8 protein-coding genes are annotated in these 15,366 nt (G+C 55.4%); 7 read left to right on the top strand and 1 reads right to left on the bottom strand.

What is annotated here, in order from left to right; translation table 11 throughout:
* The first annotated feature begins 1,224 nt into the window (after positions 1-1,224).
* The 5 genes from D2E25_RS10255 to D2E25_RS10235 all read left to right on the top strand — a co-directional run bounded on the left by D2E25_RS10255 (position 1,225) and on the right by D2E25_RS10235 (position 11,247).
* Positions 1,225-5,655, top strand: a complete 4,431-nt coding sequence (locus tag D2E25_RS10255; RefSeq protein ID WP_125982517.1) for a SpaA isopeptide-forming pilin-related protein — start codon at positions 1,225-1,227, stop codon at positions 5,653-5,655.
* 203 nt (positions 5,656-5,858) lie between these two features.
* Positions 5,859-7,844, top strand: coding sequence for an LPXTG cell wall anchor domain-containing protein (locus D2E25_RS10250; protein ID WP_164514813.1), 1,986 nt, complete (start codon positions 5,859-5,861; stop codon positions 7,842-7,844).
* Positions 7,845-8,103: 259 nt separating this feature from the next.
* Positions 8,104-8,787 carry a hypothetical protein gene (locus D2E25_RS10245; RefSeq protein ID WP_125982515.1) on the top strand — a complete coding sequence of 228 codons (684 nt, stop codon included), beginning with the start codon at positions 8,104-8,106 and terminating at the stop codon, positions 8,785-8,787.
* Positions 8,788-8,865: 78 nt separating this feature from the next.
* Positions 8,866-9,963 carry a Cna B-type domain-containing protein gene (locus tag D2E25_RS10240; protein ID WP_125982513.1) on the top strand — a complete coding sequence of 366 codons (1,098 nt, stop codon included), beginning with the start codon at positions 8,866-8,868 and terminating at the stop codon, positions 9,961-9,963.
* A gap of 261 nt (positions 9,964-10,224) precedes the next feature.
* A complete protein-coding gene (locus tag D2E25_RS10235; protein WP_125982511.1) occupies positions 10,225-11,247 on the top strand; it encodes a class C sortase in 1,023 nt (340 codons plus the stop codon).
* 171 nt (positions 11,248-11,418) lie between these two features.
* Here the strand turns inward: D2E25_RS10235 and D2E25_RS10230 are convergent, their stop codons facing one another.
* Positions 11,419-12,780, bottom strand: coding sequence for an ATP-binding protein (locus D2E25_RS10230; protein ID WP_125982509.1), 1,362 nt, complete (start codon positions 12,778-12,780; stop codon positions 11,419-11,421).
* Positions 12,781-13,104: 324 nt separating this feature from the next.
* On the opposite strand from D2E25_RS10230, the gene glmM reads away from it, so the two are divergent.
* The gene (glmM, locus tag D2E25_RS10225) at positions 13,105-14,490 is read left to right on the top strand and encodes a phosphoglucosamine mutase (protein ID WP_125982507.1); all 1,386 of its coding nucleotides are present in this window, start codon (positions 13,105-13,107) and stop codon (positions 14,488-14,490) included.
* 246 nt (positions 14,491-14,736) lie between these two features.
* The coding region (locus tag D2E25_RS10220) for a peptide deformylase (RefSeq protein WP_164514812.1) at positions 14,737-15,366 on the top strand (630 nt) is incomplete at its 3' end.

Raw genomic sequence — 15,366 nt, 5'->3', positions numbered from 1 at the left:
GCAAGTGCCGCCAACAACACTGCATCGCGCGATAGCGCGATTCTATTGCAAGTGCGTTGAAAAATGACCACGCCTATGTGAAACATGCGCTGGTGGTGCTCAACTTTTGCAGCGTTGGGTTATGGCAACCACATGCAATAGCAATACTCGCCAATTAGCTTCCATAGCACCAATCGCGTGCAAAAAACTCACCAATTAGCCACCAAGGCGTTGATCAAGCACCTTCGTGCCCTGTTTTTTTGGGGTTGGTCGAACATATTGCATGTTCGTTTGGTGTGTTCTCTATGTGGTCATATGCATGCAAACGTTTGTGAAATGGTGATGTTGTAGCAGCGATAAGAAAACCTTGTCATCACGGCGATAGCCGAACTTTGAGATCACGTGAAGACGCTTGGTGATCACGCATATGGTTTAACGCTATACCACCTGCAGCAGTCTCGAAACGTTGTCAAGATACATACGTTCAGTCACCAAGTTATTCGAACAAAAACCACCGCTGCCTTGATTTTAAGCCAAAAACACTAAGCAACCACGAGCTGTAGTTGAGCACCATTCCATCAACGTTGCACCCCACCACGCATACTGCATCAACCTCATTTGGGCTCATATTTACCGCTTTTGCGCCGGCGGGCACTGTAAGGCAAGCACCCCCATTTAGCCGCCACTAAACACCCCAACCCACCGATGTCCATTATTCGACACACCTGCAACACGCAATGACAACGTTGGCAAGTTATAGGGTACAATCAAACACGTCAACCAAAAAGACGCACAAAGCAAAGTGGCTCATGCAAGCGATCGGCCACTTTGTGGCGCTCTTTGCTGTCAAAAGCAGCTGAGAACGTTTGCGTCTGTGCGAGAGAGAAAAAGAGGTTTCGCGCATTTGATGCGCCACGCGAGACCGTCGAAGATGACGCATCAGCACAGAAGGTAGTACAACAAGAGACGGTAGCACCGCTCAAGTCTTACAGAAAGCCCCGCCTCAAAGGCAACAGCCCAACAGGCACAAGCCAACAGCAGGCGTAGGCAAGCAAGACGTGAGACATACCGTGCGACCCGTCACCACTAGCACTAGTCTGCTAGCGGGCAGGCGAAACGAACCGCACCACACGCGGCAACGCCGCCAAAACGTGTTCTTCAGTGGGATATGAGGAATGCGTACAAGGTAGGCCGTCGATCCGCAGCGTGATATGCGGACGATTGCCACATCGTAAGGGAGAGACGATGAGCATACGGTACACGCGTAAACGCACTGACGGGGGTACTACCCCTATTCGGTCCGCAGCAGCCGGCCTCCTCGCCATCTCCATGATGCTCGGCACCGCCCTAACCGGCGCCATCACCGCCCCCTATGCGGCGTATGGTGCAAATTCAGCTAATGATCCCAATCTAGCTGCTGTAGACACGGCTGGTATCTGTACTCCGAGGAACATTCAGCTTGGCGATACCGATTCGGATGTCAACGGTGATGACACCGGCGTGGCCACGTATGTTGGTGGCGACATGTACATCGGCCAGAAGCCGGCCGACACCAATCAGATCACGAACGACAACGGCACGGGCCCAACCGGTTCGTATGCGGCCGAGATGGAAGGCCTGACCTATGTCAACGGCAACTTCCTGCTCCACCCGTTGAAGGGCTTCTTCACCATCGGCAACGCCCAGTTCGGTGGCAAGTTCAATCCCGCAAACGGCCAGTCCGTGCTCGCTGTGAACGGCAAGAGCAGCACGTATTCGCAGGTTGACGGCAATGCGAACGTCCATGCCAAGACGTGGGAGAACGATTTCTCGGGTAAGCGTCAGGGCGCGGGTATCAGCGATGTCGCCGGTACGAGCCCGAAGTCGTTCCATGCCTATATTGCTGGTGCCGAAAGCGATGTGGAGGGCGGCACCGTCAACCCGGACGCATACCGCAACAAGAGTGTGTACCACTACGATTCCACCAAGACCGGTCAGGTCCATTGGAATTCCGATGCGAACGCGTTGAACACGGTCAACGGCATCGACATGACCAAGTACCTCACTGATTCCGTGAAGTCCACGTCCACCGTACTGGCGAACTCCAAGTCGGACAAGGTCACTGTCACCACTACCGGCTTGGAGTCGTTGGCGAATTACAAGCGTTATAAGTACAACTGGGATTCGGGTCAGGCGTCCCGCAGCTATGAGTTCACCGCGAACAGCGGCACCGAGAAGATCATCGAGTTCAAGGGCGACAAGAACGACAAGGGCACCCAGTACTTCACCATCAATGCCGCCGATCTGAGCACGGCGGGCACCGACTACACGGGCGTCTCCTTCAAGTTCACCGACATCAACGCGGCCAGTTCCGTGGTCGTGAACGTGGACGCCTCCAGGAGCAGCGACACGGTCGATTTCACCAATGGTTGGCGTTTCTGGTGGAACGGCACGGAGATCTCCAACGGCTACCGCACCCAAGAAACTACCACCGTAAAGAACGCATACTCTCATGCCTCGCAGAGCATCATGTGGAACTTCTACAACGCCAAGCAGGTCACGATCCGCGGTGGCGTGGCGAATCATGGCACGTGGGTGTCACAGAACGTGAACGGCAGCGGCATCTGGGGCGGCAACAACGAGAAGCCGACCGACATCAGCTCTACCGATGATCCGGCGGCAGCGATGCTGGGCAGCATCATGGTACCGAACGGCAGCTTCGAATCGCATGTGACCACGAACGGCCGCGTGTGGGTCGGCGGCGACCTCTCCATGTACAATCCGGCCAGCGCGCTCGTGAAGAACTCTCAGGGTACGACGGTCATTTTCGGCGCGAACGCGGAGGGCGTGCTTACCGGTTCCACTTCGATCATCGACATGGATCAGGAGCGTCATAACCTGCCGTGGTCAGGTTCCGCCAGTTCCGAATGCTCGGCGATCGGCTGGCAGAAGGTCGATTCCGCCAATCCCGACACTCATCTCAAGGGCTCCACGTGGGGCGTGTACCCCAGTGCGGACGACGCGACCAATGGCACGAACCAGCTGTTGCTCGTCGTGGATAACGGCAACAACGATTCCGACCCGAATGAGGGCGTCATCAAGGTCGGCAGCCTCAACCCGAACGCCACCTATTACATCAAGGAGCTGAAGGCCCCGACCGGTTATGAACTGAGCGGCAAGATCTATACGGTCACCACCAACAGCAAGGGCGACACGGTCAACAAGGTGTCCGGCGTCACAGATGACAGTGTGACCGTCACCGACGGCAAGATCACCAACAAGGTTTCCGGCGCGAGCATCCAGTGGGCCAAGGTCGCCGAAGGGGACACGTCGACCGACACGGTCTCGAAGGGACTTTCCGGTTCCGAATGGACGTTGACCAAGAAGGCCAGCGGCGCCGATACGGACCAGTCGTGGACTGTTCAGGACAACACATACACCGTCACCGGTGTGACCGTGTACAAGGGTGACGCTACGGTCAATTCGCTCACGATGCAGGCCGGCGATACGATTGGTCTGACCGCCAAGGTCACCCCGTCCGGTGCCAGTCAAGCAGTGACGTGGATCTCCAGTGTGCCCACAGTAGCCGACGTGAACGCTTCCGGCGGTGTGATGGCGCTTCAAGCAGGTTCCGCCACGATCAAGGCGTGCGCGGTTTCTGACGTCACCGTGTGCGCGCAGGTGATCGTCACCGTCAAGTCGCCCGCAGTGAGCTCCATTGAGATCCACGATTCGACCGGCGCCACAGTCAAGGCCGACGACACGCTCAACATGAAGACCGGTGGCACGCTGACCCTGACCGCCGTGGTCGACCCGTCCACCGTGAAGGCGGTGTGGTCGTCGTCCGACACGAAGATCGCGACCGTGAACGCGGCATCAGGCATCGTCACCGGCGTGGACACTGGCACCGTGACCATCACCGCAAAGGCGGGCAACAAGACCGCAACCGTGATGGTGCGCGTCACCGATGACCAGAACACGCTCGTCTACATCAAGAAGTCGATCGTGGCCAACTGGGGTGACGCGTGGCTGTACTACGGTCAGCAGGGTTCCGCCGCGGGCACGTGGAAGTTCGTGCACTTGGAGGCCAGCTGCAACAGCGACTACCTGTACGCCGAGGTGCCTCGCCTGAGCGGAAACTACGGGTTCGACCTGCACGACGCTAACAACACGTCCAGCAGCGCGAACTGGTGGCCGGGCGGCACCGGCAAGGACGTGCTGTTCAACGACCGCACCATCATCGTGGTTGATGAGTATCGCGCGGATAACAAGTATTCTGAGACCGCGCCAGATTGCACGTATGCCGCGGAAACGGCTTCCGCGCAATCCGCGGATCAGATTGCTGAATACGAGTCGGTAGACGAGACCGAACTCGTGGCCCAGCCCGCTGCGGATACGGACACATCGGATACTGAAGCCCAGCTTGGGTCGGTGACCGCCGACGGCCGTGCTCTCGCGGAATGCGGCATCGACAAGGAATACCGTTGCGATATCAACGGCAAGGTTGGCGTGTTCCAGATCAACGATCTGACCGACGGCACGTACACGCTGAAAGAGAAGACTGCCCCTGACGGGTACGAGCTCAACGAAACCACATACGAGTTCACCGTCGCAAACGGCAAGGTTGCATGGGCCGACGGCAAGAAGCCGAGCATCCTGACTGACGGCACTGCTGCGATCGTCGATAAGCCGACCGAAGTCGCATGGTCCAAGGTCGACAACGTGCACAACGCGAAGCTGCCCGGGTCGCAGTGGAAGATCACCGGACCTTCGCCCAAGACCGACACGTATTGCGTCGCGGACAACGTGAACGGAACGTCCGCCGCGATCGACGGTTGCGATGGAACGAAGCTGGATGATACGAATACCGAGGCCGGCCAGTTCAAAGTCAAGGGCCTCGCGTTCGGTACGTATACGCTGATCGAAACGAAGGCGCCTGCAGGCTACGAGAAGACGGCCACGGTGTATACGATCACCGTCAGCCAGACTGGTTCGACCATTACGGCCAGCGGCTCGAACGCCACACTGACCGATCTGCCGAACACGTCCACCCCCGTAGATGTGGAGGTGCCGGTCAAGAAGACGGTGACCGGCGGCTCATGGCCGAAGAACAGCGACGGTACGTATACTCCGTTCACATTCAAGATCACGAAGTGGGATGACAGTCAGCCCGGTACGATCCCCGTGCCGAACGGGTGCAACTCGCTGACCGACTGCTCGATCAGCATCGCCCCGGATGCGGATGCGACCGGCGGCGCGCTGAACAACGTAACCGCAAACTTTGGCAAAATCCAATTCCACGAAGGCGCACTTGCAACACAGCCCGGGGCTGATGGCACGTATGCGCAAACTTATGTGTACAAGGTCACCGAGGTTACGGGAACGGATACCGCTTCCGTGGAATACTCTAAGGCCGAGTACAAGGTCGAAATCACTGTCAAGCACAAGAAGGTGAACAGTGCCCTGCAAGGTTTGGAAGTGACCACCAAGATCACTCAAACCAAGACCGATGCGGGCACAAACACCAATACAGATGTAACGAACACCGGTACTTCGTTCACTAACACCATTCGTCAAATCGAACTGCCCGCTACGGGCGGTATGGGCGCGGACGTGCTGGTGAAGTGGGGATTAGTTGTGACATTGATCGCTCTGGCCGGCGTGGCCATTACGGCAAGGAGGTGCAAGCAGCAGTGATCATCCCCAAAAAGAGGGGAGGAGACCCCTAATACTCATAACACGCGCAAAGCGACGTAGCTCCCTCGGTGGAGGGAGCTGTCGAGCGAAGCGAGACTGAGGGAGCGTCACCACTCTGACCGCAACCACCTCGAGCCTCGCAACCACATCCTTTGTTTACCAACATAACTGAATCAAAAAAGAGAAATCCGAAAGGAATGATTATGAAGAAGCTAGCAAAGGCCCTCCTGGGTCTCGTCGCCGCCGTGGCGATGCTCTTCACCGGCCTAGCCACCAGCACCGCCGCGATGGCTGCCGATGGGGATCCGGCTCCGACTACCACCTATAAGATCGAGTTCAAGGATGCTGACGGTAATCCGATCAAGACGTCTGCTCAGCACACGTTTGAAGCGTATCAGGTGTTCTCCGGCAAGTTGAGCACCAAGACGACCACTGGTGATAAGCCGACCACGACGACTACCTTGTCGGATATCGTTTGGGGTGCCGACGTTGATGGTGATGCGATTCTGACCGCTCTGCAGACGAGCACGGAAGCGGCGTTCAAGGTCAAGGCTGGTGCTACGGAGCAGGATCCGAAGACCAACCCGTTCGCTGAGCAGAAGGATGGCAATTATGTGGTGACCACGGCTGCTCAGGTCGCGAAGATTCTCTCCGATAACAACACTGGTACGGACAATGATTTTGCCAAGGCATTCGCTGAAGTTGCTAGCGCGTACACGGAGACGCTGACTGGCGATAAGGCTAATAACCAGGTTTCCACTGGTGCAGAGAAGACGGACAACTCTACGACTCCGGCTACCAAGTACTACACCTACGCTGACATTACTGGTCTGGCTGCTGGCTACTACCTCGTGAAGGATAAGGCCAACTCTCAGGACGATAAGGAGAACGGCTTCACCACTCGTTACATTCTCCAGGTTGTTCAGAATGTGAAGGTCTCCCCGAAGGGTGATGTGCCGTCCGTCGAGAAGAAGGTCAAGGACGCTAACGATTCCACTGACACGGATCAGACCACTAACAACTGGCAGGATTCCGCTGATCACGATGGTAACGATGACATCAGCTACCGTCTGTACGGCACCATGCCAAGCAACCTTGCCGATTACGAGACCTACACCTACAAGTTCACTGATACCATGTCCAAGGCCCTCAGCTTGAAGAACACGGCTGCAGATGGCCAAGCTGCAAAGTATGAGCTTCACGTGTACGCGGTGAACGACAAGAACTTCGACTCTTCAAAGGAGCTTTCTACTGTTGCTGCCGCTAACAAGGCTGAAGTTAAGGCAGTTGCCAGCACCGAGAATGACACGGATGAGTTTGCTAAGGGTTACACGCTGACTTACGCTGATGTCGCTGCCGGTACCACTGGTACTTACGAGAATGGTCATGTTCTGACGGTCAACTTCACCGATGTCAAGAAGATCACAAAGGAAGATGGTACGGCGATCTCGGTGACCAAGGACACGAAGTTCGTGGTCGAGTACACCGCGGTTCTGGATAAAGACAAGGCTGTGATTGGTGCTGGTGGTAACCCGAACAAGGTTGACCTGACGTACTCTAACAACCCGAACCAGGGTGGCGATGGCAAGACTGGTAAGACCCCTGAAGACAAGGTCATCGTCTTCACCTACCAGCTCGACATCAACAAGGTCACCATGGGCGAGGATAAGACTCTCGTGCCGCTTGAGGGTGCAACATTCAAGCTGTACAAGGCTACCAAGGTCGAGACCGGTCAGGATGGCAACAAGACCTACACGTGGGATAGCGGTACCGAAGTCAAAACCGAGGCGACCAAAGTCGAAGAGACGGATTCGAATACTGGTCAGACGAAGAAGGTTACAAAGTACATTTCCAACTTCAAGGCCGTGGACGATGGCGTGTACAAGCTCGAGGAGTCGGTGACTCCTGAAGGCTTCAACAAGATGAAGGATATTATCTTCACTATCACTGCTACTCACGATACGAACAGCCAGGATCCGAAGCTGAGGAAGATCGATATTACCGGTCTGACTGGTGCTAAGGGCGATACCAATTCGGGTATCATCTCCGCTGACATCGAGAACGTCCCTGGTTCCCAGCTCCCGTCCACTGGTGGTATGGGTACTGTGATCCTCTACATCGCCGGCGTCGTGTGCGTGGCTGCGGCTGGCCTGTGGTTCGGCCTGCGTCGTCGTACCGCTCGTCACTAATAACTCGTGACTGTGGGATTCGTCCGTTGTCCGAGTCCCACAGTCACCCCCTATAACTTCATAATGTGGGTGTGGCCTATCTAGGCCCCTCCACCGAGGGGGCTGAGGATAGGTTTGCCCACATAAATCAAATTCTCCCTCTTTGTAAGGGGATCTGAACAACATCAGAAGTCCGGATGAGGCGAGAGCAGGTTCTCTCTCCTTCCCTACCTCGTCTCTCCGTCACTTCATTACCCAACACGATGAAAGGTGGTGTGCAATGGTTACTCAACAATCGCCGAATGAGACGAGTCCGAATCAACCGCATGCTCGCCATCGTGATCCGCTATCGTGGTTTCCCACAGCGATTGTGGTTTCATGTGTGGGCTTTGCGATTGTCATTTTTTATGCGTTAAATCAAGCGTTCTCGTGGAATATTCCAGGAGACAGTTTTTTCACGCCAATAGGCCTTGTGCTATCTGTCACCTGTGCGATTCCATTTCTTTTCGAGAAAGATATTGCTCAAACTGCACGCATACTTTTTATTGTGTTTATAGTACCGTTTGTTATCTTTGGAGCCTTTCTCTTTATTGATGCCCCAAATAGTAACAATAAAGAACAGTTCAAAGGCTTAGGCTTGTTCTGTTTTATTCAAGCGCTTATATATATTGCTGACTATTGTGTGATCAGAAGTTCAATAAAGAGAAACGTCACCATTGATATTCACAGCATGATTCTGTATCCCGTTCTTGTATGTCTTGCAGTGATGGTTATGAACTTCCCGGGCAATTTTGGCCTAGCTTCTTTTATTGGGTCATCGTTTCTCGGGTTTATGACGTTTACACAACTTAAAGATCTCTGGTCAGTTCTTGTAAAAGTGTTGACAGCGCCGGAGCCTGAACACACTCCTCAGCAAACTAATGCTGATAGTTCTGTAAAGCAAGAAGAGGCAGGCAATGAGTGATGAGAATTACGTATTGCCTGTGAAGAACTTCAATATTTTTATCCAAATCACCTATCCAGATCACATCAAGGAAGTCATATGAAATACGCAAATAAGGGCCGCGGGGCCACTGGCGTGAACGCGTTTACAGCACGCCGGGCGCAATGTCTCCTTGCGGCGATCTGCGCGCTGTTTGTCACCATTGCAGCGTTCCTGGTCGCACCGCTCACGCCGGTTGCGAACGCGGATCCACTGCAAGAAACCGGTAGCATCACCGTCAACTATGTGGATAACGGTACTGCTATCTCTGGCGCGAACGCGAAACTCTATCATGTAGCTGACTGGACGAGCGACTCCAAGGGGTTTACTGGGCTCGAACAGTATGATGATGCTTCAGTCAGCTGGGATCTGATTGGCAAAGACTCTGACGCATACCGTCAGACGGCGGTAACGCTTACTAACTATATTGCCTCCAAGAGCCTTGACCCTGATCAATCGTTAACCACCAAAGCTGACGGAACGGCAGTATTCTCTGAGCTGCCTCGCGGCCTTTACTTGGTTGTTATCGATCCGGTCAAAGTCGGCGACCTCAGCTGTAAGACGTCATCCACGCTCGCCTTCCTGCCCGTCAAAGCAGACGACGGCAAGCTAACCATGAATCTCACGCTCAACCCGAAGACCGACTGCACTACGCCGCCAACACCGCCTTCGCCTCCGGAAGAGAAAACCGTGGAGCGTACTGTGCGCAAGGTGTGGAACGATGACAACGATTCCGCAAAGAAGCGCCCGACGAAGATCACTGTGGCGTTGCTGCGCGATGGCGAAACGTACGACACGGTTGAGCTCAATGAAGCCAACAATTGGAAGCACACGTGGACCGGCTTGGCTGAAGACCACGAGTGGAGCGTCACTGAGGTAAGCGTGCCGGACGGGTACACTACGCTGACCGACCCTGAAGGCGTGGAGTTCATTATCACGAACACGTACACGCCACCGGAAACTCCGCCGAACACGCCTCCAGAAACCCCACCAACTGAAACCCCGCCAAACAAGCCGCCGGAAGAATTGAAGAAAACCGGTGCAAACGTAACCACCTTGTCCGCCTCCGCTGTGGGCATTGCAGGTGTGGGCTTGGTGCTACTCGGTGCAGTACGCCGCAAGCATAGGAAGGACGCACAGCAGGGGAGTGAGGAGTAGGGTTTAGGCTTATAACCCTAGGAATTATCCCCTAGTTTAAGGTGCACCTAATCTAAGCCCCCTCGGCTAGGCCGAGCCGTAAAAGAAACAGCCCAGTGGGCTGTTTCTAGGCGAGGGGCGAGCGACAGCGAGCCAGCATAGCTCGCGAAGCGAGTCCTTTGTCGCAGACGCTCCCCCACCCGGCTTCGCCGGGAGCCCCCTCAGCCGAGGGGGCCAAGGCTAGCCGCACCCGTGCTTGTGATTACGTAAGGAGGTTGCGTCATGGATGATGATGTTGAGCAGTTGAATGAACTGTTTGATGAGTCTGGCGATGGCGAATCCTCCGATACGCCCAGCGGTAGCGCACGCTCCGCGTCACAAGGCGAATCATCAGCGCAATCGCCAACGTCGTCATCGTCACAAAAGTCGTCCAAACAAGCACCGGCAAAGAAGCCGGCGTCTGTTATGGACATTATTTCGCGTATTATCTCCGCGTTTTTTGCGATCGTACTGGTCGCGGGGCTCGGTCTTATCGCATACCCCACCGTCTCAGACTGGTGGAATCGTATGCACCAGTCGCGCGCAGTTGCCACCTACGTGGAAAAAACCAAAGACCTCTCCGGCGAGCAACGCAAAGCCATGCTCAAAGCCGCCCGCGAATACAACGCGCAACTCACCAGCCAAGCCGACCGGTGGCGCCCAACCGAAGAGCAGAAAAAACAGTACGAGTCCATTCTCGACGTATCCGGCACCGGCATCATGGGCTACGTGTCGATTCCAAAGCTCAAAGTGCAGCTGCCCATCTACCACGGCACCGACGAAGGCGTGCTACAAATCGCCATCGGACACCTCGAAGGCACATCCTTGCCCGTCGGCGGAAAAACCACGCACGCAGCCATCTCCGGGCACACAGGACTCCCCAGCGCCAAACTCCTCACCGGACTTGACACGCTCGTCAAAGGCGACACATTCGCCTTCCACGTACTCGGCGAAACCTACACGTACCAAGTCGACCAAATCAGCGTCGTGCTCCCCAGCGACCTGAGCAAACTCAACATTGAAGACGGCAAAGACTACGCAACCGTCATCACCTGCACCCCATACGGCGTCAACACACACCGCCTCCTCGTGCGCGGCCACCGCATCCCCAACCCCAAGACGCCCGACACCACCGACTACGAAGAGCCACTACGCGTAACACTAATTGTGATGATTTGCGTGGCCGCAGCCGTACTCGCCATTGCCGTGATGCTCATCGTGCACGCCATACGCCGCCGCCCGCGCGGTTCGCACGTGAATGGGTAGATCAACTCTTGTAGTTTCGTATACGAAATGTTCCCGCTGCCACCCACAAGTTATTTGGCTTTACTCATGGACAGCGATGCAAAACGTTGGAATTCCGTTTTTGCAAAAATATCTCTGCGCCGTGGGCTAATCCTCGTGTCATGGGCTCAGAGCGCGTTAGCGGAGATCAATTTACAGGCAGTGTGACATGTACAGCGGTAAAAAGCGCCGGTTTCCTTCGCTCGAAGCTGGTTTAGGATGCAGAACATATTCTGTTCCAATTCGGCTTGAGAACTTCACACTGAATTTGTCGAGTGAAACAGTTGAATATCGTTTGCCGGATTTAACTTCAATTGGGCTGATTCGCGGTTTCATAGCAGCATCCGGATATGGGCGCACAATAAGAAAGTCGATTTCCATGCGTTCTTCGCGGATAGCAGATGACTTGGAATAAAAATACAGGTCATGCCCTGATGCTGTGAGCTGCTGGGCAACGGCATTCTCCGCTAACATGCCTTCATTAACACCATCTGCGCCGAGTAACACTTGACGGTACACGTCAGGCATAGTAGATGATCCACTTGCTGAAAATGCCATAGTGGACAGTAGCCCAGTATCAGCCATGTAGCATTTCACAGTAGACTCATCGGCGCTAAGTGCCAATCCCAGCGAGGGATCTTCGGCTAGCACGCATAAATTGACTGTCGCTGCCTCGCGTAGCCATGCGAACGCTGTCATGAAATCACGCGATCTGGAACCGTTTTCAACTTGCGTGTATACCAAACGTTTCTCATGTTTTGACAATTGGCCAGGGATAGCGTCAAATACGGCACGAATTCGTTTAGCAGCTAGATCGCCGTATTTTTCAATATCCTCCCGGTATAGCTTGAGCACCATACGCTTAGCACGATCCGCAGCCGCCATATCACGAGATGATTCGTAAGCGGCGACAGCCTGCGGCATACCGCCAACCAACATGTATTCGCGCCACAGGCGGCTGGCTTTTCGATGAAGTGCATCTGGTAATGCTGTATTCGAGTCAAAAGCACGTCGAATCATCGTAGCGAGCGCGTTTTCTCCCATTGCCCACAAAAACTCCTCGAAATCCATAGGTCCCATAGTCATGGATTCCTCTTCGGAGGGAATGAGAATGTTTTTCACGTTAGCGTTGATTGAAATAAGCGAACCCGTTTCAATGTAATCAAAACGACCGTCGGCTACGAGATGTTTGATGAACTCGCGAGCGGGCGGGAAAAGCTGCACCTCGTCAAAAATAATAAGAGTCTTTCGACGAATGAGATTGACGCCGAATGTTGCGCTCAGGTATAGGAAAAAACCATCGAGGTCGTTGCGCATATCAAGAAACGTTTGCTTGAACTCGCTGGTAACGCGAGTGAAGTCGACAAGCACGTAAGAGTCATACTCATTGCGAGCAAATTCAAGAGCGGTAGTGGACTTGCCAACACGACGCGCTCCCTCGATGAGCATTGCGGTGTGACCGTTGCTTTCGTGCTTCCATTCTTGTAAGTGGCTGTATGCCTTTCTTTGGAACATGTTGACTCCCTAGGTTGCACGTTTTTGAGGGTTTGTAGGGTGCTCAAATTGCACGTTTCTAAGGGTTAAGTATACTACAGAATTGCACGTTTTTAAGGGTATAGAAGGTGCTGAGATTGCACGTTTTTAAGGGTTAACGCATGTTGTATGCGGTGTTACGCGCGGCCAGGCCATCGTGAAATCGTTTGAAGAACGCCAGTTCAAAGCGTGGAATGCGTGTGGATGCGTGTAAGGGGTGCGGTTTGCCGCGCGGGTGAGTACGATGGTACCCAGTGCCGCCGTACTCACGCGGCAGAAAAATCGAGATAGCGAGGATGAACGATCATGCCTAGGATGTTCGGAACCGATGGTGTTCGAGGATTGGCAAACAGGGATCTGACCGCGCGACTGGCGTTGGATTTGGGCGACGCCGCAGTGCGCGTGCTGGGCGATTCCGGTACCAAAGACAATCAGCCTGAAGGTCGCCGCCGCGCACTGGTCGGCCGCGATACGCGCGTTTCCGGCGACTTCCTTGCCGCAGCCCTCTCCGCTGGCATGAGCGCCGGCGGTTTCGACGTCATCGACGCCGGCATCATCCCCACCCCGGGTATCGCATACCTGACGAGCGTGCTCAACGTGGAAATGGGCGCGGTCATCTCCGCATCGCACAACCCGATGCCTGACAACGGTATCAAGTTCTTCGCGCGCGGCGGCTTCAAGCTGCCCGACGGCAAGGAAGACGAGATCGAAGCTGTACTCGGCAAGGATTGGGACCGCCCCACGGGCGCTGGAGTCGGCCGAATCAGCCACGATTCCGTAACCGCCACCAACATGTACATTGACCACTTGGTCTCCACCATCGCGCCGCTGAATCCAGACAAGACGCAGCCGAAGCCGTTGCGCGGACTGAAAATCGTCGCCGACTGTGCAAACGGTGCCACTTCCGTGGTCGCTCCGGAAGCACTGCGCCGCGCAGGTGCAGACGTTATCGTCATCAACGCGTCGCCGGACGGCTACAACATCAACAAGCACGCCGGCTCCACGCACCCCGAGCAGCTGCAGGCCATGGTGAAGGCCACCGACGCAGTGATGGGTGTCGCGTTCGACGGTGACGCCGACCGCTGCCTCGCTGTAGACGAAGACGGCAACATGGTCAACGGCGATCAGATCATGGGCATTCTCGCGCGCGCCAAGAAGGAAGCCGGCAAGCTCGCCGACAACACGCTCGTCGTCACCGTGATGAGCAACCTTGGTTTGAAGCTCGCGCTGAAAGACATGGGCATCAAGACCGTGCAAACCGCGGTCGGCGATCGCTACGTGCTGGAAGAAATGCTGCGCGGCGGCTACGTGCTCGGCGGCGAACAGTCCGGCCACGTGATCAACCGCGAATTCGCCACCACCGGTGACGGTACGCTCACCGCGCTCACCCTGTGCAACGAGGTCGTGCGCTCCGGTCGCAGCTTGAAGGAGCTCGCCGCTGACTTCCCGCAGCTGCCGCAAACGCTGGTCAACGTGCCGAATGTGGATAAGGCTGCTGCGACGACGAACGCTAAAGTGCAGGCGGCGGTTGAGCGCGAAGAGAAGCTGCTTGGCGATACTGGCCGCGTGCTGCTGCGCCCGTCTGGCACTGAGCCGCTCGTGCGCGTGATGGCTGAGGCTGCGACTCAGGAGCAGGCTGACGAGGTGTGCGATCGACTGGCTAAGGTGGTTGCGCAGGAGTTGGCGCTGTAAGCTGCTTTGAGCGCTGGCTGGTGCTGGGTTTGCGGGCTGGGGTTGGCTGGAGTTGGCTGGTTGCTGGCTGGGGTTGGCTGGTGTTGGCTGGCTGCGAACTTCGAAAGTGTGCATAACCGGGCTATTGAGCGCCGTTAGGGGGTATGCGAATGGTCCGTTTATGCACACTTTCGTGTTTGATGGTGTTAGATGTGACTTGGCGGCTCGGGTAATTCGGCTGACCTGAATGATTGGTAAGGACTCGTAATGTTTGGAAAGAACGCGAAGGTTGATCTCGAACTTAACCGTGAGGTCGAGCGACTCATCAAAACCGGCGGCAAAGAGCATATTCTGCCGATTGTGCAGGCTGGCGAGCCGGTACTGCGGCAGCAGACCGTGCAGTATAACGGCCAGTTGAGCCGCAAAACGCTCGATAAGCTCATTGACACGATGCATACGACGATGCTTGAAGCACCTGGTGTGGGGCTTGCCGCCACGCAGATTGGGCTGGGCCTTGCGCTTGCCGTGGTGGAAGATCACGTGCGTGATGATGAGGATGATCCGCGTGAAATCGCTGAGTTTCCGTTCCATGTGATTATTAATCCGAGCTATGAGCCGGTGGGGGAGAAGACGCGTAGCTTCTTCGAGGGGTGCTTGAGCTTTGACGGCTACCAGGCAGTGCGCCGCCGTTGGCTGGATATTGTTGCTCGTTGGCAGGATGAAAACGGTGAGCAGCATGAAGAACGTTTGCATGGTTGGCCGGCGCGCATCTTCCAGCATGAAACTGATCATTTGAGCGGCGAACTGTACATTGATCAGGCTGAAATCCGCTCTTTGACCACCAACGAAAACCTCGAAGACTACTGGTGCGACGACCCCGTCCCCACCGACGCCGCC

The organism is Bifidobacterium goeldii (assembly GCF_003951095.1).
Taxonomy (GTDB): Bacteria; Actinomycetota; Actinomycetes; order Actinomycetales; family Bifidobacteriaceae; genus Bifidobacterium; species Bifidobacterium goeldii.
The sequence above is the reverse complement of the archived record's forward strand: the minus strand, read 5'-3'. Positions and strand labels throughout refer to the sequence as shown.

Excerpts from the sequence above, each read along its gene's own strand:
- D2E25_RS10255 (WP_125982517.1), top strand. The coding sequence starts at position 1,225 with ATGAGCATACGGTACACGCGTAAACGCACTGACGGGGGTACTACCCCT.
- D2E25_RS10250 (WP_164514813.1), top strand. The coding sequence starts at position 5,859 with ATGAAGAAGCTAGCAAAGGCCCTCCTGGGTCTCGTCGCCGCCGTGGCG.
- D2E25_RS10245 (WP_125982515.1), top strand. The coding sequence starts at position 8,104 with ATGGTTACTCAACAATCGCCGAATGAGACGAGTCCGAATCAACCGCAT.
- D2E25_RS10240 (WP_125982513.1), top strand. The coding sequence starts at position 8,866 with ATGAAATACGCAAATAAGGGCCGCGGGGCCACTGGCGTGAACGCGTTT.
- D2E25_RS10235 (WP_125982511.1), top strand. The coding sequence starts at position 10,225 with ATGGATGATGATGTTGAGCAGTTGAATGAACTGTTTGATGAGTCTGGC.
- D2E25_RS10230 (WP_125982509.1), bottom strand. The coding sequence starts at position 12,780 with ATGTTCCAAAGAAAGGCATACAGCCACTTACAAGAATGGAAGCACGAA.
- glmM (WP_125982507.1), top strand. The coding sequence starts at position 13,105 with ATGCCTAGGATGTTCGGAACCGATGGTGTTCGAGGATTGGCAAACAGG.